Source organism: Cellulomonas fimi ATCC 484, assembly GCF_000212695.1.
Lineage (GTDB): Bacteria > Actinomycetota > Actinomycetes > Actinomycetales > Cellulomonadaceae > Cellulomonas > Cellulomonas fimi.
The window spans coordinates 749,619-772,789 of record NC_015514.1 but is presented as its reverse complement, the minus strand read 5'-3'; the positions used below and the strand labels follow the sequence as shown (position 1 = coordinate 772,789).

Sequence of the window (23,171 nt, the reverse complement as noted above, 5' to 3'; positions counted from 1 at the left end):
CGCTCACCTCATCGGCCGGAGGGGGCCTCTGCTGAGGAGTCGGGGGCACCGGCCGCGCCGGGTGCGGGAGCCGCGGGGGGTGTCGCGGACGGGGTGCCCGGCGGGACGAGCCGCCGCAGCGCGGCGGCGGTGCTGTCGTCGGCGGAGGCGGCGTCGGCGTTCGCCGCGGTCAGCGCGTCGAGGACCTCGGCGCGGTGCACCCGGACGTCCCGCGGGGCGTCGATGCCCAGACGGACGCCGTCGCTGCGGACCTCGATCACCGTGACGACGATGTCGTCACCGATGACGAGCCGCTCACCGACGCGTCTGCTGAGCACGAGCATGCGGCCGACCCTACCGTCCGTGCGCCGTGCGGCCCGAGCGGCACGGGTCGCGTCACGCCTTCGGCGACTCCCGTCCCGGTGCACCGCCGGGCTCTCCACGGCGCTCGGGACCGCGCTCCCCCTCGGGACCACCGAGGCGTCGCTCGCGGTCGCGCAGCTGGGCCTCCCAGTCGCGCAGCATGCGTTCGTGCGTCGCGTCGGACTCGCGGTCGCGGCGCAGCCGGTCGAGGAACTCGGGGTCGTCGTCGGGTGCCGTGCGGCGCGGACGCTCGTACTCCGGGAACCCGGCGGTCCGTGTCGACGGCCACGGCACGTCCCGGCGGGGCACGTCGCGCGGGCGCCCGGCGACGAGCCACGCGACACCTCCGGCGATGGGCAGCAGCACGACGAGCACGATCCAGCCGACCTTGGGCAGGTTGCGCACGCGACCCTCGTCGGCCTGGATGCAGTCGATGAGGCAGTACACGAGGAGCCCGACCTCGACGACGATCGGCAGGTAGCGCAGCACGGAATCCCCCTCGGCGCCTGCGGTCCCGCGCCGCGGCGCTCGCAGGCTAGCGGAGCCGTGCGGCGCTCCGTGGGGGTTCGGCCGCCGTCTCCTCCGCCCGGACGTTGCTTTCGTCGGTGACACGTGTCACCGTATGGGAGCGCATCCACGGCCTCCCCGGCCGGCCGGTCGCGGGACCGGCGCACGCGCCACGACACACGACACGAAGGACACGGCAATGGCGTCGCAGACCCTCACGCCCGCACGGACGGACGAGCCCGACGGCACGTCGTCGCCCCTGACCAGCGGGCTCGTCGACCTCGACGGTCGGCGGTTCTACCGCATCGCGTCGTACGACGAGATGCCGCCGTTCTTCATGACGCTCGTGGGCGCGAGCGACCTGTGGCTGTTCATCTCGAGCACGGGCGGCGTGACCGCGGGCCGCGAGGAGGCCGACCGCGCGCTGTTCCCGTACGCGACCGACGACAAGGTGTCCGCGGGTGCGGGCCGCACGGGCGGCCTCACGCTGCTGCGCGTCGGCACGCCCGACGGGGTCCGGTTCTGGCAGCCGTTCGCCGACCGGCGGCCCGGCGACCCCGACGTCGAGCGCCACCTCTACAAGGACCACCTCGGCACGACCCTCGTCTTCGAGGAGACCCGTCCCGACGTCGGCCTGCGCATCCGGGTGACGTGGCGGACGTCCGCCCGCTACGGCATCGTCCGCGAGGTCGAGCTCGCGTCCGCGACCGACCGCGCCGTCGACGCCGACGTGCTCGACGGGTTCGTCGACCTGCTGCCCCCGGGCGTCACCGTGCAGACGCAGTCGGAGTTCAGCCGGCTCCTCGACGCGTACAAGCGCGCCGAGGTCGACGCCGCCACGGGCCTCGGGCTCGTCTACCTGAACTCGACGCTGACCGACAAGTCGGACCCGAGCGAGTCGCTCGCCGCGACCGTGGCCTGGCAGGTCGGGCTCGACGACGTCGAGCACCTGCTGTCCGCGCGGCAGGTCGGCGCGTTCGCCGCGGGCCGCCCGATCACGCCCGAGGACGAGGTGCGCGGCGAGAAGGGCGCCTACCTCGTGCGCACCCGCGTCACGCTCGCGCCGGGCGAGGTGCGGCGCTGGAGCGTCGTCGCCGACGTCGACCAGAGCGCCGCGGACGTCGTGCGCCTGCAGACCGAGCTCGCCGACCGCACCGCGGCCGCCGCCGCGCTCGCCGCGGACGTCGAGACGACGCGCACCGAGCTCGACCGGCTCGTCGGCACCGCCGACGCGGCCCAGCTCACGGGCGACGAGCTCGCGGCCGCCCACCACCGGGCGAACGTGCTGTTCAACGTCATGCGCGGCGGCGTCCTCGTCGACGGCTACACCGTGCACACCGACGACCTGCGCGCGTTCGTCGCCCAGCGCAGCCCGCGCACCGCCGCCCGGCAGGCGGACTGGCTCGCGGCGCTGCCCGCGACCGACCTCCTCGACGCGCTCGTCGAGCGCGCGGACGCGACGGGCGACCCGGACCTGCTGCGCCTCGTGCGCGAGTACCTGCCGCTCACGTTCAGCCGCCGGCACGGCGACCCGAGCCGCCCGTGGAACAAGTTCAAGATCGCCCTCACGGACGCCCAGGGCCGCACGCGCGTCGACTTCCAGGGCAACTGGCGCGACATCTTCCAGAACTGGGAGGCGCTGGCCTGGTCGTTCCCGGAGTACGTCGAGTCGATGGTCGCGGTGTTCCTCGACGCGACGACCGCCGACGGCTACAACCCGTACCGGATCTCGCGGTCCGGCATCGACTGGGAGGTCCCCGAGCCCAGCAACCCGTGGGCGAACATCGGCTACTGGAGCGACCACCAGATCATCTACCTGGTCAAGCTGCTCGAGGCGTCGCGCCGCTTCCACCCGGGCCGGCTCGACGCGCTCGTCGACCGGCCGCTGTTCACGCACGCCGACGTGCCGTACCGGATCGCGTCCTACGAGCAGACGCTCGTGGAGCCGATCGACACGATCGCGTTCGACACCGACGCCGAGGAGCGCGTGCTGCGCCGCGTCGAGACGGAGGGCGCCGACGGGCGGCTCGTGCACGGCGCCGACGGGGACCTCGTGCGCGTGTCCCTCGGCGAGAAGCTGCTCCTGCTGCTGCTCGCGAAGACGGTCAACATCGTGCCCGACGGCGGCATCTGGATGAACACCCAGCGCCCCGAGTGGAACGACGCCAACAACGCGCTCGTCGGCAAGGGCCTGTCCGTCGTCACGCTCGCCTACCTGCGCCGCGGCCTGGCGCTCGCCCGTGAGCTGCTCGCCGACGACCTCACGGTGACCGCCGAGCTGGCCGACCTGCTGGCCGACGTGCACGAGGCGCTGCGCGCGCACGCCGCACGCGTCGAGGACGGCTTCGACGACACCTCCCGCCGGGCCGTCATGGACGCGCTCGGCGCCGCGGGCACCGCGTACCGGACCCGCGTGTACGCGGGCTTCGGCGGCGCGCGCACCACGGTCGCCCTGGCCGACGTGCAGGGGTTCCTCGACCTCGCGCAGCGCTACGTCGACGCGGCCCTGCACGCCAACCGCCGCCCCGACGGGCTGTTCCACGCGTACAACCTGCTCGACCTGCGCGACGGCCGCGCCCGCATCGGCCGCCTGCAGGAGATGCTCGAGGGCCAGGTCGCGGTGCTGTCGTCCGGCGTGCTCACGCCCGGGGAGGCGCTCGACCTCGTCCAGGCGCTGCGCCGCAGCGCGCTGTACCGCGAGGACCAGCACTCCTACCAGCTCTACCCGGACCGCGAGCTGCCGACGTTCCTGCAGCGCAACCGCATCACCGCCGAGCAGGTCGCGACGGCCCCGCTGGTCGAGGCGCTCGTCGCGGCGGGCGACACCTCGCTCGTGCTGCGCGACGTGCGCGGCGAGCACCGGTTCGCCCCCGGGCTGCACAACGCGCGCGACGTGGAAGCGGCGCTCGACGCGCTGCCGGGCCGCGTGCCCGGGCTCTCGGCGGACGACCTGGCCGCCGGCCGCCAGGGCGTGCTCGACGTGTTCGAGCAGGTGTTCCGGCACGCCGAGTTCACCGGCCGGTCCGGGTCGTTCTTCGCGTACGAGGGCCTCGGCAGCATCTACTGGCACATGGTCTCCAAGCTGCTGCTCGCGGTGCAGGAGAACCACGAGCGGGCCGTCGTCGAGGGTGCGGACCCCGCCGTCGTGCAGGGCCTCGCGGACGCCTACGAGGACGTGCGCCTCGGCCTGGGCTACTGCAAGACCCCCGAGGTGTACGGCGCCTTCCCGGTCGACCCGTACTCCCACACGCCCGCGGGCCGCGGCGCGCGCCAGCCCGGCATGACCGGGCAGGTCAAGGAGGAGGTCCTCACCCGCCTCGGCGAGCTCGGCCTGCGGGTCGAGGACGGGCGCGTGCTCGTGCGCCCCGTGCTGCTGCGCCAGGAGGAGTGGACCACCGCGCCGGCGACGTTCACCTACCGCGACGTGGCGCAGGCCGAGCAGTCGCTCCCGCTGGATGCCGGGCAGCTCGCGTTCACGTTCTGCCAGGTGCCCGTGGTCTACCGGCGCGGGTCGGCCGTGCGGGTCGTGGCGCACCTCGCCGACGGGTCGCAGGTCGAGGGTGCCGACGGCGTGCTCGACGCGGCCGTGAGCGAGCAGGTGTTCCGGCGTACCGGTGACGTGGTCCGGATCGACGTGGAGGTCCCGGCCCGCTGACACCTCCCGGCTGCGCCCCCGTCCCTCGTGGGGCGGGGGCGCAGCCGTCGCATCCCCGGGGCACGCACGCACCCGGCGCGCGCCCGCCCGCGGGCCGGGTGATCCTGGGCCGATGACGGGGGGCGTGGTCGGGACCGACGGCCGGCGGCGGCCGGACCGCCGCAGGTCGCGGCTGTCCGCGCTCCTGGTCGGCGCCGGTCTCATGGCCGCGGTCGACGAGATCGTCTTCCACCAGCTCCTCGGCTGGCACCACTTCTACGACCGGGGCACGCCGCAGCTGGGGCTGCTGTCCGACGGCCTGCTGCACGCGGCCGAGCTCGTCGCGCTCGTCGTGGGTGCCTTCCTGCTCGCGGACCAGCACCGGCGGCGGACCCTCGCCCGGCGGGCGGCGTGGTCCGGCGCCCTGCTCGGCGCCGGAGCGTTCCAGCTGTTCGACGGCGTCGTCAACCACAAGGTGCTGCGCCTCCACCAGGTCCGGTACGACGTCGACCTGCTCCCCTACGACGTGGCCTGGAACGCGGGCGCCCTCGCCCTGCTCGCAGCGGGCGCGGTGCTGGCGCTCGTCGACCGGCCCGGCCGGACCGGTCGCGCGGGCGTCCCGGAGCCGCCCGGTGCAGGAGCCGGGGCGGGCTGAGCGCCGTGCTGCTCCTCGGAGCCCACGCGCACGGGCCGGGCGGTGACCTGGTCGGGTGGCTGCCGGCGGTCCTCGTCGCGGCGGTGGGCGTCGGCGCGTACCTGACGGCCGTCGCGCGCCGCGCACGGCCGGGCCGGCGACCGTGGAGCGGGCTGCGCGTGGCCGCGTGGGTCACGGGGACGGTGCTCGTCGCGGCGACGGTCGCGCCTCCCGCCGTCTCCCTGGCGCACGACCCGCGGGGCCACATGGCACAGCACCTGGTGCTGGGGATGCTGGCACCCCTCGCGCTCGTGCTCGGCGCGCCCGTGGCCCTCGCCCTCGCGTCCGTCCGTCCGGCGCGTGCCCGCCGCTGGGCCGCCGCCCTGCGCAACCCGGCAGTGCGCCCGCTCGCGCACCCCGTCGCGGGTGCGGTCCTCAGCGTCGGGGGGCTGTACGTGCTCTACCTGACGCCGCTGTACGCCGCGACGCTGCGCAGCCCCGCGGTGCACGCGGCCGTCGGGGTCCACCTGCTCGTCGCGGGCACGCTCTTCACGTGGTCGGTCGCCGGACCGGACCCGTCCCCGCTCCGCCCCGGACTGCGGACGAGGCTCACTGTCCTGGTCCTCGCGGCTGCTGCGCACGCGGTGCTCGCAAAGCTGCTCTACGTGCACGCCGCCGCGCTGCCCCCGGGCGGGAGCGGCTCGGTCGCCGAGCGCGAGGTCGCGGCGCGGTGGATGTACACGGGCGGCGACGTCGTCGAGGTCCTGCTCGCGGTCGCGGTGCTGGCCGGGTGGTACCGCCGCACGCGCCCACGGCGCGGCCCGTCGCCGGGAACGCGGGCAACGAGGGGAACGCCGGAACGGTCGCGCGGCGGGGCCGGCACGGTCCTGCCCGTCCCCGGGCGGTGAGCGGGCGCCGTCACGACGAGGTGTCGGCCGCGGCGGGGCCGCGCACCGCGGGGGTCGCCTCCGTCGGCGGCACGCCGACGCGGGGCGCGACGAGCGCCGCGGCCGCCGCGAGCACGACGGTCAGCGCGAACGCCACGACGAAGCCGCCCTGCGCGTCCGCCACGGCAGCAGCGCCGTCAGGTGCGGCGCCGGCCGCGACGAGGGCGAACAGCACGCCACTGACCGCGAGCGCGAGCGCGGCGCCGACGGAGTCGCCGATGGACAGCGCCGAGCTGTTCCTGCCCTGCGTCCCGGGCGGCGAGTAGCCGAGCAGCAGCACGTTCAGCCGGGAGGACGCGAGACCCATGCCGGCGCCCGCGAGCGTCCAGGTGGTGACGAGCACCGCGGGGTGCAGGTCGGCGGCGGCGGTGGCCCACGCACCGACGGTCGCGGCGACGACGAGGGCGGTGCCGACGCGGACGGCGTCGCGGCTCATGAGCCGCTGGCCGAGGCGGCCCTGCACGGCCGACATGGCGGACCACGCGAGGGCCGCGGTCGTGAGCGCGAGCCCGCTCGCGGTCGGGCCCCAGCCGTCGCGCGTCGCGAGCAGGTACGGCACGTACGCCTGCGCGCCGAAGAAGGCGCCGGACACGAGCAGCCGGGTCGTCAGCACGCTCGGCAGGCCGGGCCGTGCCCGCAGCGACCCCGGCGGCAGCAGCGGACGGACGGCGACGAGCGCCCCTGTGCCCGCGACGGCGGCGAGCGTCGCGGCGGCCGGCGGCGGCAGCTCGACGGCGAGGTTGAGCGCGAGGACCGCGGCCGCGACGAGCACCGCGAGAAGCACGCGCACGCGGGCCTGCGCGGCCGTGACGTCGGAGCCGGTCTCGGGGGGCCCGAGGGGACGCAGCGTGCGCAGCAGCGGCAGGCTCGTCGGGACGACGAGGACGGCGACGGCCAGGAACACCCACCGCCACCCGGCGGCCTCGGCGACGATCCCCGCGACCGCGGGGCCCACGAGCGACGGCAGCACCCACGCCGCGGAGAACCAGGCGAACGCGCGCGGGTGCAGCACCGGCGGGTACGCGCGCGCCAGCGTGACGAGCAGGGTGACGTTGACGGCGCCGCCACCGAGCCCTTGCGCGAGCCGGCCCGCGACGAGCACGGGCATCGTGGTCGCGAGGCCCGCGACGACGAGGCCGGCGACGAACAGCAGCGCGCCCGCGAGGAACGGCCGGAACGGGCCGCCGCGGTCGGACCACGACCCGGCGACGACCATCCCGACGACACCCGTGGCGAGCGGTCCGGCGAACGCGAACGCGTACAGCGCGTGGCCGTCGAGCACGTCGGCGACGCGCGGCATGACGGTGGCGACGGCGAAGGACTCGAACGCGACGAGGACGACGAGCGTCACGAGCGCAGCGGTGGTCGTCCGCCGCTCCCGCCACAGCGCGTCGACCGACGCCGGTCCGGTCACGGCGTCGGTCCGGGACGGTCGGCCGCGCCCGGGCGCGGCGGGTCGGTTGGTCGGGGCACCTGGCGACCCTAGCCCGGGCCGGGCGGCGATCCGCAGCGCGATCCGCACCCGGCGCACGGCTCAGCGTGCGCCCGCGTCGGGATCCGGGCAGCAGCTCCGGTCGGGGGTCGGCACGCCGGTGAGCGCGGCTCCGGGGGCGCACGCGTCGCCGCGCCACGCCTCGAGTCCTTCGCGAGCGGCGAAGCCGGCGATGGCGAGGGCGGCGACCGGATCCGCCCACCACCAGCCGAGCGCGGCGTCGAGGACCAGCCCCAGCAGGAGCACGGCGGAGAGGAAGGAGCACAGCAGGGTCTGCTTCGAGTCGGCGACCGCGGTGGCCGAGCCGAGCTCGCGGCCCGTGCGACGCTCGAACCAGGACAGCGCGGGCATGACGGCGAGCGACACGGCGGCGAGCACGATCCCGACGGTCGAGCGGTCGGCGTCGTGCCCGCCGAGCAGCGACCGCACCGCCTCGACCGTGACGAACACCGCGAGCGCGCCGAAAGAGAGCGCGATCGCCCGCAGCGCGACGCGTTCGCGCGTCTCGGGGTCGGGGGCGGCGAACTGCCACGCGACGGCGGCGGCGGACAGGACCTCGACGACCGAGTCCAGGCCGAACGCCACGAGCGCGGTCGACGACGCGACCGTCCCGGCGGCCAGCGCCACGGCGGCCTCGACCACGTTGTAGGTGATCGTCGCCGCGACGACCCAGCGGACCCGCCGCTCGAGGACCCTGCGCCGCGCGGCGGTGGGCGCGGGACGCGGCGCGGGCGCGGTCATCGGGTGCAGGTGCAGGCCGGGCCGCAGCACGTCGGGTCGACGACGAGCAGCAGCTGGAGCAGGTCGTCCAGGGCGGGGGCCAGGTGGGGGTCGGCGAGCCGGTACCACGTGCGCCGGCCGTCGGGCACCGACTCGACGAGCCCGCACCCGCGCAGGCACGCGAGCTGGTTGGACATGACCTGCCGCGAGACGCCGAGGGCGTCGGCCAGGTCGGACGGGTAGGCCGGTGCCTCGCGGAGCGCCAGCAGGACCCGCGCGCGGGTCTGGTCGGACAGGGCGTGCCCGAGCCGGGCGAGCGCGGCCGCGTGCGTGAGGGTGACGGTCTCCACCCCGCGAACAGTACAGAGGATCCTGAATCCACGACAGGCTGAACCGTCTGCCCGCGGAGCGGAGGACCGGCGGCGCGGGACGGGCGCGTGTCAGTCCCAGCGCGCGCGGTCCCCCAGCGCCTGGCTCAGCGCCGCCGCCCACGCGACCGGGGTCGCGGGCACGCCGTCGATCCACGCGACGGGGATGCCCAGCGCGAGCGCCGCGCCGGGCTCGGCGGTGTCGAGCAGCCCGCGCATCGCGACCGCGTCGACACGTGGCGCGACCGACCGCAGCCAGCGCCGCGCGTCGGCCGTGCGGGTGCGCGCGTCGAGCACCGCCCACACCTGGTCGGCGTCGCACGCGGCGAGCAGGTCGCGGGCGGCGGCCCGGTCCTCGGGGTCCGCGCCCACGGTGAGGGCCACGACCCACGGGTGCTCGGCGGCGGGTGCGCCTGCACGCCACGACGCGACCTGCTCGGGCGAGCCCATCCGGCCCGGAGTCCGGCCGCGGCCGCGACCACGGCCCGGCAGGGTCCCCGCGAGCCGGACCGCCTCCGCGGGGAGGCGGAGGCGCTCGGCCAGCAGGCCCGCGGCGGCGTCGGCGTCGTCCTCGGTGCCGAGCACGACGAGCACCGAGCCCGCGCTGCGCGGCAGCGGGGGCGCGGCGGGGACGGCGTCGAGCACGCCGGACAGGGTCAGGCGGTCGCCCACCAGGAGGGTGGCCGGGACGCCGATGTCCGCGAGCGCGGTGCGCAGGTCGTCGTCGGCGTCGTCCGTCCCGCCCTGGGTCGGCGGCGCGGCGGGCAGCGGGTCCGCGGCCGGGGAGGTGACCGGCGCGGTGACCGGCGCGGTGACCGGCGCGGTGGGCGGGGTCGCCGGGACGAACCCGTCGGCCGGCTCGCGCGGCTCGGGCAGCACCGGGGGCACGAACGCGGACGGCGGCTCGGCCGCCGCGGGACGCGGGACCACGGCCTGCAGCGCGCGGGCCGGCGGCGGGGCTGCCAGGCCCGGGTCGGGCAGCGGGTCGGCGGTCACCGCGCGGACCTGCTCCAGGACGTGCTCGAACGTCGGCCCGTCGTCGGCGGCGTCGGTGCCCGGGCCGTCCGAGCCTCCCGCGCCGCCGACCTGGTCCGCCTCGTCGGCCGCGGCGAGCAGCGCGGGCAGGCCGCCCGCGGGCACCGCGCGCAGCGCGGCCGGGCGCGCCACGGGCGGCGGCGGCACGTCGACCGTCACCTCGTACCGCTCACGCGCGAAGAACCCCCCGATGCCGCCCGTCCGGACGCGCTCCGCGCGGACGACCCGGGCCTGCGGGCCGAGCTCGGCGCGCACGTGCGCCATGAGCTCCGCGAGGTCGGTCCCCTCAAGCAGCAATCGCGTGGTCACCGCGCACCACCCCCACGGTCTCGACGGTCAGGCCGCCGCCGGTCACCTCGGCGTAGGACAGCACGGGCAGGCGCGGCAGGCCGAGCGCGACGAGCCGGCGCAGCGCGGGCCGCACGACCGGCGCGCACACGAGCACGACGGTCCGGCCGTCACCCTCCGCGTCGGCGACCGCGGCGCGCAGCTGGTGCAGCACGGCCTCGACACGCGTCGGGTCGACGAGCAGCTGCGTGCCGCCGTCGCCTGGCCGCAGGGACTCGACGAGCGTCTGCTCGAGAGCCGGGTCGAGCGTCAGGACGCGCAGCACACCGTCCTGGACGTAGGGCGCGGCGAGCGCGGGACCCAGCGCGCCGCGCGCCGCCTCGACGAGCCCCTCGGGGTCGGTCGAGAGCTTGGCGCGCAGCGCGAGCGCCTCGTAGATGCGGCCCAGGTCGCGGATCGGGACCTCCTCGGTGAGCAGACCCTGCAGGACGCGCTGCACCTCGCCGAGGCTGAGCAGCGACGGCACGAGCTCCTCGACGACGGACGGGTTGACCTTCTTCACGGACTCGGTGAGCACCCGCACGTCCTCGCGGCCCAGGAGGCGCGCGGCGTTCTGCGTGATGAGCGCGCCGAGGTGCGTGATGAGCACGGACACGCGGTCGACGACCGTCGCGCCGGACATCTCCGCGGCGTGCCGCAGCTCGGACGGCACCCACTTGCCGGGCAGGCCGAACACCGGCTCGTGCACCGTGGTGCCGGGCAGCGCGGACAGGTCGTCGCCGAGCGCGAGCATGTACCCCGCGGGCGCCTCGCCGCGGCCGACCTCGACGCCGGCGATCTTCACGACGTAGGTCGCGCGGGGCAGGTCGACGGAGTCGCGTGTGCGGACCGGCGGCACGACGATGCCGAGCTCCATGGCCGTCTTGCGGCGCAGCCCGCGCACGCGCGCCAGCAGGTCCTGGTCCGGGCCCGTGCCCACGAGGTCGACCAGGTCGGGCGCGAGCAGGATCTCGAGCGTGTGGACGCGCATCTGCTCGATGAGCTGCTCGGGGGTGTCCGACGGCGCCGCGACCGCGGCCGCCGCCGGGGTGGCCGCCGCCGCGTCGGCCTCGCGCTGCTCGCGGGCCTTGACGCGCTGCGCGACGAGGATGAGCGTCGCGCCGACCAGCAGGAACGGCAGCTTCGGCATCCCGGGCAGCAGCGCGAGGGCGACGGCGGCGCCGCCGGAGATGAGCAGCGCGGTGCGGGACTGGCCGAGCTGCTTCGCGGCCGCGGTCCCCATGTCGCCCTCGGCCGTGGCGCGCGTGACGACGATGCCGGTGGACACCGAGAGCAGCAGCGCGGGGATCTGCGTGACGAGGCCGTCGCCGATCGTCAGCAGGCTGAACCGCTGGAGCGACTCGCCCGCCGACATGCCCATCTGCACCATGCCGATGACGAAGCCGCCGACGAGGTTGATGACCGTGATGATGATGCCCGCGATCGCGTCGCCCTTGACGAACTTCGAGCCACCGTCCATCGCGCCGTAGAAGTCGGCCTCCGCGGCCACGTCGGCGCGACGGCGGCGCGCCTCGTCCTCGTCGATGAGGCCCGAGTTGAGGTCGGCGTCGATCGCCATCTGCTTGCCGGGCATCGCGTCGAGCGTGAACCGCGCCCCGACCTCCGCGACGCGGCCCGCACCGTTGGTGATGACCGCGAACTGGATGACCACGAGGATCAGGAAGATCACGAGGCCGATGACGAGCGAGCCGCCGATGACGAAGTGCCCGAACGCCTCGATGACCTGCCCCGCGTAGCCGTCGCGCAGCACGAGCCGGGTCGAGGCCACGTTGAGGCCCAGCCGGAACAGCGTGAACACGAGGATCAGCGACGGGAAGACGGAGAAGTCGAGCGGCCGCTTGACGTACATCGACGTCAGCAGGATCACGAGCGACGCCGTGATGTTGACGGCGATGAGCACGTCGAGCAGCGCCGCGGGCAGCGGCACGACGAGCAGCAGCACGATGCCGACGACGCCGGCGGGGACCGCCATGGGTGCGATGGACCGGGACTTCATCGGGAGGTCTCCTGAGCGGTGCGGGGCTCGGCGGCGGCGGGGCGGCGGCCGGCACGTGCGGCGTCGCGCACGGCGGCCCGTGCCGTCGCGCGGTGGTCGGTGGTGTCGTCGGGCGGCAGGGTCGAGCCGCCGGGGACGCGGTGCTGGCCGGACGCGGCGCCGCGGCGGCGCAGCGCCATGACGAACGCGAGGACGCGCGCGACGGCCGTGAACAGGTGCGCGGGGATCTCCTGGCCGAGCTCGCACGCGGCGTGCAGCGCGCGGGCCAGGGGCACGTCCTCGACCATGGGGACGCGCGCGTCGGACGCGGCGCTGCGGATCTTGGCCGCGACCGCGCCCGCGCCCTTGGCGACGACGCGCGGCGCGCCCGTACCCGGCTCGTAGCGCAGCGCGACGGCCACGTGCGTCGGGTTGACGAGCACGACGTCCGCGTTCGCGACCTCGGCCATCATGCGGTTGCGGCTCATCGCGAGCTGCTTGGAGCGGATCGCGCCCTTGAGCATCGGGTCCCCCTCGGTCCGCTTGTGCTCCTCCTTGACCTCGCGGAGCGTCATGCGGGTCTGCTTGCGGTTGCGCCGCCACACGACCACGACGTCGGCGACCGCGAGCAGCACGCCCGCGGCGATGCCGGTGCGCAGCAGGGTCGCCGTGCCGTCGGTGGCGATGCCGATGAGGTGCGACAGCGGCAGCCGGCCGGACGCGAGCAGCGCGGGCGCGATGGCCTGCACCGCGGCGAGCAGCACGAGCGCGACGGCCGCGGTCTTGAGCAGCGTCTTGATGCCCTGCCACCACGCCTGCCCGCCGACGAGCCGGCTCGCGACACCCTTGGGCTTGAGGTGGTCGGCGTGCAGCCGCAGGCGGTGCAGGTGCACGCCACCCTGCGCGGCGCTCACCGCGACCGCCGCGACCACCCCGACCGCGAACAGCGGCAGCAGCGTCGTGAGGATCGTCCCGAGGCCGTCGCCCAGCACCTGCACGACGTCCGTGCCGTCGGGGTCGGCGGCGACGTCGCGGAACGCCGCCATCTGGTCGAGCGCGGCCGCCCGCGCGCGGTCGACGACGAGCGGCAGCACCGCCGCGGCTGCGCCGAGGCCCACCCACGCGGACAGGTCCTGCGACCGGCCGAGCCCGCCCTTGCGGCGGATCTCACGCATCCGCTGAGGCGTGGCCTTCTCGGTGCGGTCTCCTCCTTCGCTCACTGTGCCCTCCTGCTCGCGAACCTCCGGGCGCGCGCGCCCTCCGGCGCGCTCACTGTGCCCTCCTGCTCGCGAGCCTCCGGGCGCGTGCGCCCTCCGGCGCGCTCACTGTGCCCTCCTGCTCGCGAACATCCGGGCGCGCGCGCCCTCCGGCGCGCTCACGGGAGCACCCCGAGCATCTCCCGCACCGAGCGCCCGGCGAGGGACTCGACGACGCCCGGCAACGCGAGGAAGGCGAGCGAGCCGAACGAGAGCGTGAGCAGGATCTTCAGCGGGAAGCCCATCGCGAACGCGTTGAGCGCGGGCGAGACGCGGGTCAGCAGACCCAGGCCGACGTCGGCGAGGAACAGCACGACCAGCAGCGGACCGGCGATCTGCAGCGCCGCGAGGAACATCTGCGTGAGGCCCTCGGTGAGGGTCGAGGCGAGCGCGGCGGGGTCGAGCAGCGCGCCGAGCGGGAGCGCGTCGAACGTCCGCACGAGCCCGGCGACGACGACCTGGTACGCGTCGGAGGCGAACAGGAGCACGAGCGCCGTCATCTGGTAGAGCCGCCCGAACTGCGCGCCGCTCGTCTGGCTCAGCGGGTCGTAGGCCGTCGCGAGCTGGAAGCCGCCGAACAGGTCGATGAGCGAGCCCGCGGACTGCACCGCGGAGAACACGAGCGAGACGAGGAACCCGAGCCCCGCGCCGATGACCGCCTGCGCGACGAGCGCGCCGACGAACGCGGGCGTCGTGTCGGACGGCACGGGCTCGAGCCGGGGCGCGACCGCGAGCGCGAGGCCGAGCGCGAGCGCGACCTTGACGAACGGCGGGACGGCGCGCTGCGAGAACGGCGGCGCGATCACGAGGAACGCGGCCATGCGGACGCTCGCGAGCATCGTCGTCTCGACGGCCTGCACGGGCAGCGTGATGCTGATCGGGTCCACGCGCCTCAGCCCCCGACGAGGGTCGGGATGCGCTCGAACAGCTCGTGCGTGAACGTCACGAGCTCGGAGATCATCCAGTGCCCGCACACGACGAGCGCCACGGCCGCGGCGACGGCCTTCGGCACGAAGCTGAGCGTGACCTCCTGGATCTGCGTGACGGACTGCAGCAGGGAGACGACGAAGCCGACGACGAGAGCCGTGACCAGCACGGGCGCGGAGAGCTTCGCGGCGAGGATCAGGGCGTCGACGCCCACGTCGAGGACGGCGGTCGTGTCCACGGCCGCTACCCGCTGCCCGTGTAGGAGCCGACGAGCGACGTGACGACGAGCCCCCAGCCGTCGACGAGGACGAACAGCAGGATCTTGAACGGCAGGGAGATCATCACCGGCGGCAGCATCATCATGCCCATCGACATCAGGGACGCCGAGACGACGAGGTCGATGACGAGGAACGGCACGAAGATGACGAAGCCCATGATGAACGCGGACCGCAGCTCGGACAGCAGGAACGCGGGCACGAGCGTCGCGAACGGCACGTCCTCGGGGGACGCCGGGTTCTCCTGGTCGGCGGCGCGGGTCAGCAGCGCCAGGTCCTGCTCGCGCGTCTGACCGAGCATGAACTCGCGCAGCGGGCCTGAGCCCACGTCGACGGCCTGCGAGAACGTCAGGGAGCCGTCGAGGTAGGGCTGCACGCCGACGCTGTTGATGTCGCTGACGACCGGGGCCATGACGAACAGGCTGAGGAACAGCGCGAGGCCCGCGAGCACCTGGTTGGGCGGCACGCCCTGCAGGCCGAGCGCGTTCCGGGTGAACGACAGGACGACGAAGATCTTCGTGAAGCTCGTCGTCATCAGGATGAGCGCGGGTGCGACGGACAGCAGCGTGATCGCGAGGAGCACGACGATCGAGCTGCTCGGCGTGCCGTTGACGCCGTTGACGGCGACCGTGACGGTGTCGCCGAGGGCCGGGGCGAGCGGCGCCGTCGGCGGGGTCGGGGCGTGGATCATCGCCGGACCGTGCGGTCCTGCAGCGAGCGGACCGCCTGCTTCCACGTGCCCGGGTCGAGCACCGAGCCGTGCAGGGGTCCGTGCTTGACGGCACCCAGCGGGGGCAGGGTCTGCACCGGCAGCGCGCCGGCGTCGTCGGCCGCAGGGCGCGGTCGAGGCGTCTCGACCACGGGACGCACGACGGGCGCGGGCTTGGCCGGGGCCGCCGGCGCGGGCTGCTGCACCTCCACGACGGGCGCCAGCTCGGTGAGGAACGTGACCTGCTGCTCGCCGTAGCCGACCAGGAGGCGGCGCGACCCGACGGCCACGACCGCGACCCCGGCGTGCCTGCCGACGGACTGGCGCCCGACGACCTGCAGCTGCGGCTCGCGGGACCGTCCGCCGCCCGCCGCGCGACCCGCGCCCCAGCGGCGTCCGACCCACCACACGAGGCCGACGACGCACGCGAGCGAGAGCACGACGCGCAGGAGCAGCATGACGGAGTCCATCAGCCGACCGAGCCGCCCGCGTCGTTGCCGGCCACGATCTCCGTGACGCGGATGCCGTACACCTCGTCGACGACGACGACCTCGCCGCGCGCGACGAGCCGGCCGTTGACGAGCACGTCGGCGGGGCTGCCGGCGGTGCGGTCGAGCTCGAGCACCGCACCGGGGGCGAGGTCGAGGACCTGCCGCACCGGCAGCCGCGTGCGGCCGATCTCCGCGGTGAGCGTCATCTCGACGTCGTAGAGCATCCGCAGGTTCGCGCGCGGCGTCGGGACCTGCGACGTGGTCGGGGTCGCGACCTTGGGGCTGCGCAGCCGCAGCGCGAACCACGCGGCGGGCTCCTCCGCGCCGTCGGCCCGCAGCGCGAGCACGTCGACGTCGTCCGCCAGCACCTCGGCGACCGCCTCGGCGCGGACCGTCTCCAGGACGCCGGCCCCGAGCGTGCGGGCCGCGGCCTCCAGGGCGGGACGCAGCGCGTCGGCGAGGTCGAGCGGCACCGCGGACGCCGCGACGGCGTCGGTCACGGCCGCACCCGCGACGAGCACGAGCTCCGCGCTGGGCGAGCCGACGAAGGACGCGACGAGCGCGGTCGCACCCGCGGGCACGTCACGGTGCGACGCGGCGACCGCGGCGAGCGGCAGGGCCGAGGGCACGAGGGCGGCCGCGGCGTCGGCGGCGGCCTGCGCGACGGGCGCGCCGGTGGCCGGGGTCTGGGTCATGCGGGGTTCTCCTCGACGGTGACGACCTGGCAGGCCAGTCGGGACCCGTGGCTGCCGGCGGCGGCACGGGCGAGCACGATGCCGTCGACGACCACGTCCAGCGGCTCGCTCGACGGGTGGGACAGCGGGAGGACGTCGCCGACCGTGAGGTTGACGACGTCGCGCGGGTGCACGGTCACGGGCCGGAACTGCACGGCGACGTGCACGGGCACGTCCTGCACGGCGCGCTCGAGCTCGGCGTGCGCGATCCGGGCCACCTGCCGCTCCTCCTCGGAGCGGGCGTCGGCGCCCTCGGACGAGCGCAGCGCACCGAGCAGCAGGTCGGACGGCAGCATGAACGTCATGCGGTCCTCGCGCTCGCCGACGCGGAGCAGGAACACCGCGACGAGCACGGTCTCCTGCGCGGCGACGACCTGCGCGAACTGCGGGTTGTACTGCACGGACCGCACGGTCGCGCTCATGGGCGTGACGCCCGCGAAGGAGTACTCGAGGTCGCCGATCGCGTGCTGGAGCAGGTCACGCACGAGCGTCCACTCCAGGTCGGTGAGCTCGCGGCCCTCCCGCTCGTCGCCGCGGCCGTCGCCGCCGAAGAGGTAGTCGATCCACACGAGGGTCGCGCCGACGGGGATCTGCAGGACCGCGGTCTGGCGGCTCGGCTCCATCGCGCACATCACCATCGCGGTGGGCGTGGGCAGGCCGCCGGTGTACTCGTCGTAGGTGCGCAGCTCGAGGTCCTCGAAGGTGACCTGGCTGACGACGCGCAGGCGAGCGGTGAGCTGCGTCGCGAACTGCCGGGCGACACGCTGGAAGGCCATCTCGAGGTGGCGGGAGTGCTCGCGCGCGAGGGTGAGCGGCCGGCGGAAGTCGTACGGCTCCGGCTCGGCGGTGCGCAGCCGGCGGACGGGCTGCGGCGCGGTGGGTGTCACGACCACCCCTATCGGCGGGCGCGCAGGGGTCGTGAGCGAAACCCCTGACTTCATCCCCGCCGTCGCGTCCTGCGACGGCACTGCGGGGCGGTGCGGGCACCCTCCGTGGTGCCCTGGGTCGCCGGCTGCGGCCGGCCTACTGCGTGACGTAGTTCGTCAGGTAGACGTCCATCACCTCGCCCTCGTACAGCTCCTCGAGGTGGTGCGCCAGCTCGCTCGTGAGCTGCTCGCGGACCGCCGGGTCGGACACCTCGGCGATGCTCCGGCCGGAGAACAGGGCGATGGCCGCGTCGAGCGCCTTGGACGGGTCGGGCGACTCGTGCGCGTCGGCGGTGACCTGCAGCGCGAGGCCGAGCCGCAGGTAGTGGCCGTCGGCCAGGTTGAGCGAGATGGGGTCGACGGTGACGACCTCGCCCGGCTCGGGCGGCGGCTCGACCGGCTCGGCGCCGCCCTTCGCGAACACCAGGAAGTACGCAGCTGCGGCAGCCCCGAGCAGCACGACCACCGCGACGACGACGATCAGCAGCTTCTTGGACAGGCCGCGCTTCTTCTTCTCCTCGGCGGGCGGCGGCGTGGGCGCCGCGGACGAGCCGCCGCCGATCTTCGCGCCGATCTTGGGGCCCGAGATGACCCTCTGCTCGATGGGCATGTCAGCCTCCGGTGAGCGACGGGAGCAGCGCCCGCACCTGCTCGGGTGCGGCGCTGAGGATGACGAGGTCGACGCGGCGGTTGGCCGCGAGCGCCTCCGGGCTGTCGCCCGCGACGAGCGGGCGGGTGTCGCCGAAGCCGACGGCCATGATCCGCGGGCCGGGCATGCCGTCGACCTCGACGAGGTGCCGCAGCACCTGCGTGGCCCGGTCCGCGGACAGCTCCCAGTTGGTCGGGTAGCGCCCGGAGACGGGGATGACGTTGGCGTGGCCCTCGACGGACACGTTCTCGCCGATGCCGACGATGAGCGGCGACGCGACGTCGAGGACGCGGCGCGCGGTGTCGGTGAGCTCGGCGCGCGCGGGCGCGAAGAACACGTCGTCGGCGACGAGGCCGAGCACGAGCCCACGCTCGTCGATCCGCATCCGCACGGCCTGGTCGAGGCCGTTCGCGGCGAGCGCCTGCGCGATGCGGTCGCGCAGCTCGGTGAGGTGCGCGGCCTCGGCCTGCGCGGCGGCGAGGGTCGCGGGGTCGACGGACGCGTCGGTCGTCGGGGTCGCGGGCACGGGCGGGACGGCGGCCTGCTGGCCGAGCCCGTCGTCGGCGCTCACCATGCCGGCCGTGCCGTCCGCGGGCGTGTTCTCGCTCTGGGTGCTCTTGCCGTCGAGCGTGCCGTCGGTGCCGTCGAGCACCGAGGGGGACGTCGTGGTGTCCATGAAGCCGGCCGCGAGGGAGTCGCGCAGCGCGATGTACTTCTCCTGGTCCACCTGGCTGATCGCGAACAGCACGATGAAGAGCGCCATCAGGACGGTGATCATGTCGGAGTAGCTCACGAGCCAGCGCTCGTGGTTGACGTGCTCCTCCTCGTGGCCGCCGCGGCTGCGCCGCCGCCCGCCGTGGCTGCTCACGCCGCCGCCTTCTTGGACTTGCCCTTGCCGGAGTCGGCGTCGTCGGGCAGCAGGCTGCGCAGGCGCTCGCCGACGAGCCGCGGGTTCGCGCCCGCCTGCACCGCGAGCAGCCCTTCGAGCGTCATCTCCATCTGCGTGCACTCGAGGTCGGAGATGCGCTTGATGCGGGTGCCGAGCGGCAGCCAGACGACGTTCGCGGACAGGATGCCCCAGAGGGTCGCGACGAACGCCGCGGCGATGGAGTGGCCGAGCGACGCGGGGTCGGACAGGTTCTCCAGCACGTGCACGAGCGAGATGACCGTGCCGATGATGCCGATGGTCGGCGCGTAGCCGCCCATGTCCTGGAAGTACTTGGCGTGCGCCCGCTCGCGCGCCCGCTTGGTCGCGATGCGGTCCTCGAGGATCGTGCGCAGGTCGTCCGGGTCGGTGCCGTCGATCGCGGCCTGCAGGCCCGCGCGCAGGAACTGGTCGTCGATGCTGCGGGCGGCGTCCTCGAGCGCGAGCAGGCCCTCGCGGCGGGCGCGGTCGGCGAGGCTCACGAGCGTGTCGACGGTCTGCGTCGGGTCGGGGATGCCGCTGCGCAGTGCGCGCGGCACGGCGGCGAACGACTCCTTGGCGTCGCGCAGCGTGTGGCCCGCGAGCCCGACGCCGAGGGTGCCCACCCAGACGAGCAGCAGGGGCGCCGGCAGCATGATCGACATGGGCTGCGCGCCCTCGAGGATCATGGCGCCGAAGATCGCCACGAGGGCGACGACGAGCCCGATGACGCCCGCGGGATCCATCACACGCTCCTGGGGCGCAGGGGCACCGCCGGGGCGATGGAGGGCTGCGCGGGGTCGTCGTCCTCGTCGCCGAGGTCCGGCACGAGGCCGATGTGCGGGTGGTGCTCGGCCTGGATCTCACGGGCGCGGGCGAGGATGGTCGCGCGGTGCTCGTTGACGAGCTCGATGACCTCCGCGAGCGACTCGGTGACGATGTACTTCGTCCCGTCGATGAGCGTGAGGATCGTGTCCGGTGCTGAGTCGATGCGTTGGATCAGGTCGGGGTTCACCCCGATCTGTCCTCCGTTGAGGCGCGTCACGACGATCACGGCGATACCCGTCCCTGGTCACCTGGTCCTGCAGCGGCTGTCCGCCGCCCGGGTCCGTCCGTGGACCCTGGTGCTCCTCCGATCGGCGGACCGCCGCACCGTATGAGGGTTTCCGGCCGACGAGCCGCGCACTCGTGTCACAGCGCGGCGTGTCGCCGCAGGTCGCAGGCCTGTCGGGACCTTGATCCCGCCCGTGGGACGCCCGGGTGGCGTGGAATGGTTGGAACGTTTCACGCAAAGGAGCGGTGCATCGTGGCGCAGCGGATGATCTGGAACCAGACGGCCTACTTCGGCGCAGGAGCGATCGAGGTGATCCCCGACGAGCTCGCCCGCCGCGGCGTCACCAAGGCGTTCGTCGTCACCGACCGGGCGCTCGTCGAGAGCGGCGTCGCGGGGCGCGTGACGGCCCTGCTCGACGCGGCGGGCCTCCCGTACGACGTCTACGACGACGTGCGGCCCAACCCGCCCATCGAGGACGTCCAGGCCGGCGTCGCCGCCTTCGCCGCGTCCGGCGCGGACGTGCTCGTCGCGATCGGCGGCGGCTCGCCGCAGGACACCTGCAAGGCGATCGGCATCATCACCGCCAACCCCGAGTTCTCCGACGTGCGCTCGCTCGAGGGCGTCGCCCCCACCCGCAACCCGTCGGTGCCGATCGTCGCCGTCCCCACGACCGCGGGCACCGCGTCCGAGACGACCATCAACTACGTCATCACCGACGTCGAGCGGCAGCGCAAGTTCGTGTGCGTCGACCCGCACGACATCCCCGTCCTCGCCGTCGTCGACCCGCAGATGATGTCCACCGCCCCGCGCGCCCTCAAGGTCGCCACGGGACTGGACGCCCTCACGCACGCCATCGAGGGGTACGTGACGAAGGGCGCCTGGGAGCTGTCCGACCTGTTCCACCTCAAGGCGATCCAGGTCATCGCCGGGTCGCTGCAGGCCGCGGCCGACGGGGACGCCGCCGCCGCCGAGCGCATGGCCCTCGGGCAGTACGTCGCGGGCATGGGCTACTCCAACGTCGGGCTCGGCCTCGTGCACGCCATGGCGCACCCGCTCGGTGCGTTCTACTCGGCACCGCACGGCGTCGCCAACGGCATCCTGCTCGCGCCCGTCATGGCGTTCAACGCCCCCGCGACCGGGGAGAAGTACCGCGACGTCGCCGCCGCGTTCGGCGTCGAGGACGCGCACACGCTGCCGCTCGAGGAGGCCCGGTCCGCCGCCGTCGAGGCCGTCGCCGCCCTCACGCGCGACCTCGGCAACCCGACCCGGCTGTCGGAGGTCGGCGCCACGGAGTCGGACGTCGCCGCGCTCGCCAAGGCCGCGTTCGAGGACGTGTGCGCGGGCGGCAACCCCCGCGAGGCGTCCGTCGCCGACATCGAGGCCCTGTACCGCTCACTCCTGTAGCGGCCCGCGGGCCGGTCGGGCCGAGAGGCCCGCGGCGTGGCAGGTCGGTCGCCCCCTCCGCGACAGACCTTCCACGCCGCGACCGGTGCCTGTTACCCCTGGCCCGTGCCGGACACTTCCCCGGTGTGAGCACCTCACCCCCGACCGACGCGCAGCGGTTCGCCGCCCTGTGGGAGCAGCACGCGCCGCGCGTGCAGGCGTGGACCCTGCGGCACGTCGACCGCGACACCGCGCAGGAGGTCGTCGCCGAGACGTTCCTCGTCGCGTGGCGCCGGCTCGCCGACGTGCCCGGCGACGCCCTGCCGTGGCTCCTCGTCGTCGCCCGCAACACGCTGCGCAACCACCGCCGCTCCGCCTACCGCGCGCGCCAGCTCCACGGGGTGCTCGCGGCTCTCGCACCACCACCGCCCGACGACCCCGCCGCCGCGGTCGCCGAGCGGCAGGCGCTGCTGCGCGCCCTGGCCGACCTGAGCACGTCCGACCGGGAGGCAGTCCTGCTCGTCGCGTGGGACGGGCTGACCGCAGCCCAGGCCGCCGAGGTGCTCGGCTGCTCCCCCGCCGCGTTCAAGATGCGCCTGTCCCGCGCCCGCCGGCGGCTCACCCGGGCCGCGGACGGCACCCCCGACACCACCGCCCTGCGCCTCGTCCCCGGGAGCACCCCGTGACCGACATCCTCGACCGCGTCCGATCGCTCGCCCCCGCCGCGCCCGTCGACCCGGACGGTCTCGCCGCCGCCCACGAGCTCGTCGGCAGGTGGGCCGCCGACGGGCACGCGGACCTGCCGCTCGGCGGCGCCGTCCGGCCCGGCCGCACCCGACGGGCCGGGCGCGTGGTGCTCGTCGGCGCGGCGGCCGTCGTGCTGACCGGCGTCGCCGTGGTCGTCGGCCCTGCCCTGACGGACCGCGGCACCGACACCGCCCCGCCCGCCGGCGCGATGTCCGGCATGTTCCCGCTGCCCGCCGCGGCGGCCGGCGACGCCCGGTGCCTCACCGACGTCCTGCGGGGCGGCGGCGGCTACCAGCAGCCCGCGCGGGAGCTGCTCGACACCCCCGGCCTCGACGCGGCGGCGCGCACGCTGCGCGACGTCGAGCCGGTGCGGCTCGGCATCGAGGTGTCCGACTTCCCGTGCGGGCAGGCCGTGCCGGCCGCCGTGTTCTACGCCCCCGACGGCTCAGGCGGGATCTCGCTGTACCCCGACGTCGCCGACCCGTGGCCCGGCCTGCAGGCCCCCGACGACCTCACCGTCCGCGGGCAGTCCGGCCGCACGTTGTCGCCCGACGCCGGGCACCACTTCGTGACCTGGGTCGAGCCCGACGGGACCCGCTGGTTCGTCGTCGCGAACGGCCTCGACGTGCCCGCGCTCACCGCCTGGCTCGACACCGTGCCGCTGTCGGGCACGACCGTCGCGCCCGACGCGACGGCACCGGGGATGCAGCGGGTGGCCGACCAGGCGGCGCCCGCGCCCGGCCCGAGCCGGGTCATCGCATGGGACCTCGGGTACGGGGATGCGGAGCCCGTCGACGCGGACGGCGACGGGTACGACGACGGCGTGCCCGCGGGCGTGATGTCGCTGCACGTCGAGGTCGGTGCGGCCGAGCCCGTCGAGTCCGCGCTGTCCTGGGCGATCCCCGGGCGGCAGGTCACGACCCTCGACGGCCGCGTGGCGGTGTGGAGCTCCGGGCACGAGGGCGGCTCCGCTCTGCGCTGGTCCGACGGCACGCGCACCTACCTGCTCATGGGTGCACCGACCCTGGACGACGCCCTCGCGCTCGCGCAGACGGTCCAGCCGGTCGCGCTCGACGACCCGCGCGTGGTCGCCCTGCTCGGCTGACCCGCTCGC

At 75.3% G+C, this 23,171-nt stretch carries 24 protein-coding genes; 6 read left to right on the top strand and 18 right to left on the bottom strand.

Annotated elements, in window-relative coordinates; genetic code table 11:
- Positions 1–8: 8 nt before the first annotated feature.
- Together csrA and CELF_RS03505 are read right to left on the bottom strand one after the other, a co-directional pair.
- Entirely contained in the window at positions 9–323 is a 315-nt protein-coding gene (csrA, locus tag CELF_RS21360) for a carbon storage regulator CsrA (RefSeq protein ID WP_013769872.1), read from the bottom strand.
- 52 nt (positions 324–375) lie between these two features.
- Positions 376–831 (bottom strand): PLD nuclease N-terminal domain-containing protein, encoded by a 456-nt coding sequence (locus CELF_RS03505; protein WP_013769871.1) that lies wholly within the window; start codon positions 829–831, stop codon positions 376–378.
- 217 nt (positions 832–1,048) lie between these two features.
- Between CELF_RS03505 and CELF_RS03500 the strand changes: the two genes are divergently transcribed.
- The 3 genes from CELF_RS03500 (at position 1,049) to CELF_RS03490 (ending at position 6,025) form a co-directional block, all read left to right on the top strand.
- Positions 1,049–4,504, top strand: a complete 3,456-nt coding sequence (locus CELF_RS03500; protein WP_013769870.1) for a hypothetical protein — start codon at positions 1,049–1,051, stop codon at positions 4,502–4,504.
- 112 nt (positions 4,505–4,616) lie between these two features.
- The gene (locus tag CELF_RS03495; RefSeq protein ID WP_013769869.1) at positions 4,617–5,138 is read left to right on the top strand and encodes a DUF2243 domain-containing protein; all 522 of its coding nucleotides are present in this window, start codon (positions 4,617–4,619) and stop codon (positions 5,136–5,138) included.
- Positions 5,139–5,143: 5 nt separating this feature from the next.
- On the top strand, positions 5,144–6,025 hold the full coding sequence (locus CELF_RS03490) for a cytochrome c oxidase assembly protein (RefSeq protein ID WP_013769868.1): 882 nt from the start codon (positions 5,144–5,146) through the stop codon (positions 6,023–6,025).
- A gap of 10 nt (positions 6,026–6,035) precedes the next feature.
- On the opposite strand, the gene CELF_RS03485 is transcribed toward CELF_RS03490, so the two are convergent.
- The 16 genes from CELF_RS03485 to CELF_RS03410 form a co-directional block, all read right to left on the bottom strand.
- The gene (locus tag CELF_RS03485) at positions 6,036–7,478 is read right to left on the bottom strand and encodes an MFS transporter (protein ID WP_013769867.1); all 1,443 of its coding nucleotides are present in this window, start codon (positions 7,476–7,478) and stop codon (positions 6,036–6,038) included.
- A 120-nt stretch (positions 7,479–7,598) separates the two neighbouring features.
- The gene (locus CELF_RS03480; protein ID WP_013769866.1) at positions 7,599–8,297 is read right to left on the bottom strand and encodes a cation efflux transmembrane domain-containing protein; all 699 of its coding nucleotides are present in this window, start codon (positions 8,295–8,297) and stop codon (positions 7,599–7,601) included.
- The gene (locus CELF_RS03475; RefSeq protein WP_013769865.1) at positions 8,294–8,626 is read right to left on the bottom strand and encodes an ArsR/SmtB family transcription factor; all 333 of its coding nucleotides are present in this window, start codon (positions 8,624–8,626) and stop codon (positions 8,294–8,296) included. Before CELF_RS03475 ends, CELF_RS03480 begins: the two co-directional genes overlap by 4 nt.
- Before the next feature lie 90 nt (positions 8,627–8,716).
- Positions 8,717–9,988, bottom strand: a complete 1,272-nt coding sequence (locus CELF_RS20135) for a hypothetical protein (protein ID WP_013769864.1) — start codon at positions 9,986–9,988, stop codon at positions 8,717–8,719.
- Positions 9,966–12,023 (bottom strand): flagellar biosynthesis protein FlhA, encoded by a 2,058-nt coding sequence (gene flhA, locus CELF_RS03465; protein ID WP_013769863.1) that lies wholly within the window; start codon positions 12,021–12,023, stop codon positions 9,966–9,968. The genes CELF_RS20135 and flhA overlap by 23 nt, the downstream gene beginning before the upstream one ends.
- Entirely contained in the window at positions 12,020–13,222 is a 1,203-nt protein-coding gene (locus CELF_RS03460; RefSeq protein ID WP_013769862.1) for an EscU/YscU/HrcU family type III secretion system export apparatus switch protein, read from the bottom strand. The genes flhA and CELF_RS03460 overlap by 4 nt, the downstream gene beginning before the upstream one ends.
- A 155-nt stretch (positions 13,223–13,377) precedes the next feature.
- A complete protein-coding gene (locus tag CELF_RS03455) occupies positions 13,378–14,136 on the bottom strand; it encodes a flagellar biosynthetic protein FliR (RefSeq protein WP_041553760.1) in 759 nt (252 codons plus the stop codon).
- A 14-nt stretch (positions 14,137–14,150) separates the two neighbouring features.
- Complete coding sequence (gene fliQ / locus CELF_RS03450) at positions 14,151–14,423, bottom strand: flagellar biosynthesis protein FliQ (protein ID WP_013769860.1); 273 nt, start codon at positions 14,421–14,423, stop codon at positions 14,151–14,153.
- Between the two features lie 5 nt (positions 14,424–14,428).
- A complete protein-coding gene (gene fliP, locus CELF_RS03445; RefSeq protein WP_049791425.1) occupies positions 14,429–15,196 on the bottom strand; it encodes a flagellar type III secretion system pore protein FliP in 768 nt (255 codons plus the stop codon).
- Positions 15,148–15,639, bottom strand: coding sequence for a flagellar biosynthetic protein FliO (locus CELF_RS03440; protein ID WP_013769858.1), 492 nt, complete (start codon positions 15,637–15,639; stop codon positions 15,148–15,150). Before CELF_RS03440 ends, fliP begins: the two co-directional genes overlap by 49 nt.
- On the bottom strand, positions 15,639–16,355 hold the full coding sequence (gene fliN / locus CELF_RS03435; protein WP_013769857.1) for a flagellar motor switch protein FliN: 717 nt from the start codon (positions 16,353–16,355) through the stop codon (positions 15,639–15,641). The genes CELF_RS03440 and fliN overlap by 1 nt, the downstream gene beginning before the upstream one ends.
- Complete coding sequence (locus tag CELF_RS03430; protein ID WP_013769856.1) at positions 16,352–17,281, bottom strand: flagellar motor switch protein FliM; 930 nt, start codon at positions 17,279–17,281, stop codon at positions 16,352–16,354. Before CELF_RS03430 ends, fliN begins: the two co-directional genes overlap by 4 nt.
- A gap of 136 nt (positions 17,282–17,417) precedes the next feature.
- Positions 17,418–17,930: a flagellar basal body-associated FliL family protein gene (locus CELF_RS03425; RefSeq protein ID WP_013769855.1), complete on the bottom strand. Its 513-nt coding sequence runs from the start codon at positions 17,928–17,930 to the stop codon at positions 17,418–17,420.
- Position 17,931: 1 nt separating this feature from the next.
- Complete coding sequence (locus tag CELF_RS03420; RefSeq protein ID WP_013769854.1) at positions 17,932–18,837, bottom strand: OmpA/MotB family protein; 906 nt, start codon at positions 18,835–18,837, stop codon at positions 17,932–17,934.
- Complete coding sequence (locus CELF_RS03415) at positions 18,834–19,619, bottom strand: motility protein A (protein WP_013769853.1); 786 nt, start codon at positions 19,617–19,619, stop codon at positions 18,834–18,836. The genes CELF_RS03420 and CELF_RS03415 overlap by 4 nt, the downstream gene beginning before the upstream one ends.
- Positions 19,619–19,888 (bottom strand): flagellar FlbD family protein, encoded by a 270-nt coding sequence (locus tag CELF_RS03410; RefSeq protein ID WP_376698499.1) that lies wholly within the window; start codon positions 19,886–19,888, stop codon positions 19,619–19,621. The genes CELF_RS03415 and CELF_RS03410 overlap by 1 nt, the downstream gene beginning before the upstream one ends.
- Before the next feature lie 291 nt (positions 19,889–20,179).
- Here CELF_RS03410 and fucO point away from each other — a divergent pair, with 291 nt between their 5' ends.
- The 3 genes from fucO (at position 20,180) to CELF_RS03395 (ending at position 23,162) form a co-directional block, all read left to right on the top strand.
- A complete protein-coding gene (gene fucO, locus CELF_RS03405) occupies positions 20,180–21,331 on the top strand; it encodes a lactaldehyde reductase (RefSeq protein WP_013769851.1) in 1,152 nt (383 codons plus the stop codon).
- 125 nt (positions 21,332–21,456) lie between these two features.
- Entirely contained in the window at positions 21,457–21,996 is a 540-nt protein-coding gene (locus CELF_RS03400; RefSeq protein WP_013769850.1) for an RNA polymerase sigma factor, read from the top strand.
- On the top strand, positions 21,993–23,162 hold the full coding sequence (locus tag CELF_RS03395) for a hypothetical protein (protein WP_013769849.1): 1,170 nt from the start codon (positions 21,993–21,995) through the stop codon (positions 23,160–23,162). The genes CELF_RS03400 and CELF_RS03395 overlap by 4 nt, the downstream gene beginning before the upstream one ends.
- Positions 23,163–23,171: the final 9 nt, after the last annotated feature.

What these genes read in the sequence shown, in the direction of transcription:
- csrA (WP_013769872.1), bottom strand. Translation starts at nt 323, where the DNA reads ATGCTCGTGCTCAGCAGACGCGTCGGTGAGCGGCTCGTCATCGGTGAC.
- CELF_RS03500 (WP_013769870.1), top strand. Translation starts at nt 1,049, where the DNA reads ATGGCGTCGCAGACCCTCACGCCCGCACGGACGGACGAGCCCGACGGC.
- CELF_RS03495 (WP_013769869.1), top strand. Translation starts at nt 4,617, where the DNA reads ATGACGGGGGGCGTGGTCGGGACCGACGGCCGGCGGCGGCCGGACCGC.
- CELF_RS03480 (WP_013769866.1), bottom strand. Translation starts at nt 8,297, where the DNA reads ATGACCGCGCCCGCGCCGCGTCCCGCGCCCACCGCCGCGCGGCGCAGG.
- flhA (WP_013769863.1), bottom strand. Translation starts at nt 12,023, where the DNA reads ATGAAGTCCCGGTCCATCGCACCCATGGCGGTCCCCGCCGGCGTCGTC.
- CELF_RS03440 (WP_013769858.1), bottom strand. Translation starts at nt 15,639, where the DNA reads ATGGACTCCGTCATGCTGCTCCTGCGCGTCGTGCTCTCGCTCGCGTGC.
- fliN (WP_013769857.1), bottom strand. Translation starts at nt 16,355, where the DNA reads ATGACCCAGACCCCGGCCACCGGCGCGCCCGTCGCGCAGGCCGCCGCC.
- CELF_RS03425 (WP_013769855.1), bottom strand. Translation starts at nt 17,930, where the DNA reads ATGCCCATCGAGCAGAGGGTCATCTCGGGCCCCAAGATCGGCGCGAAG.
- CELF_RS03415 (WP_013769853.1), bottom strand. Translation starts at nt 19,619, where the DNA reads ATGGATCCCGCGGGCGTCATCGGGCTCGTCGTCGCCCTCGTGGCGATC.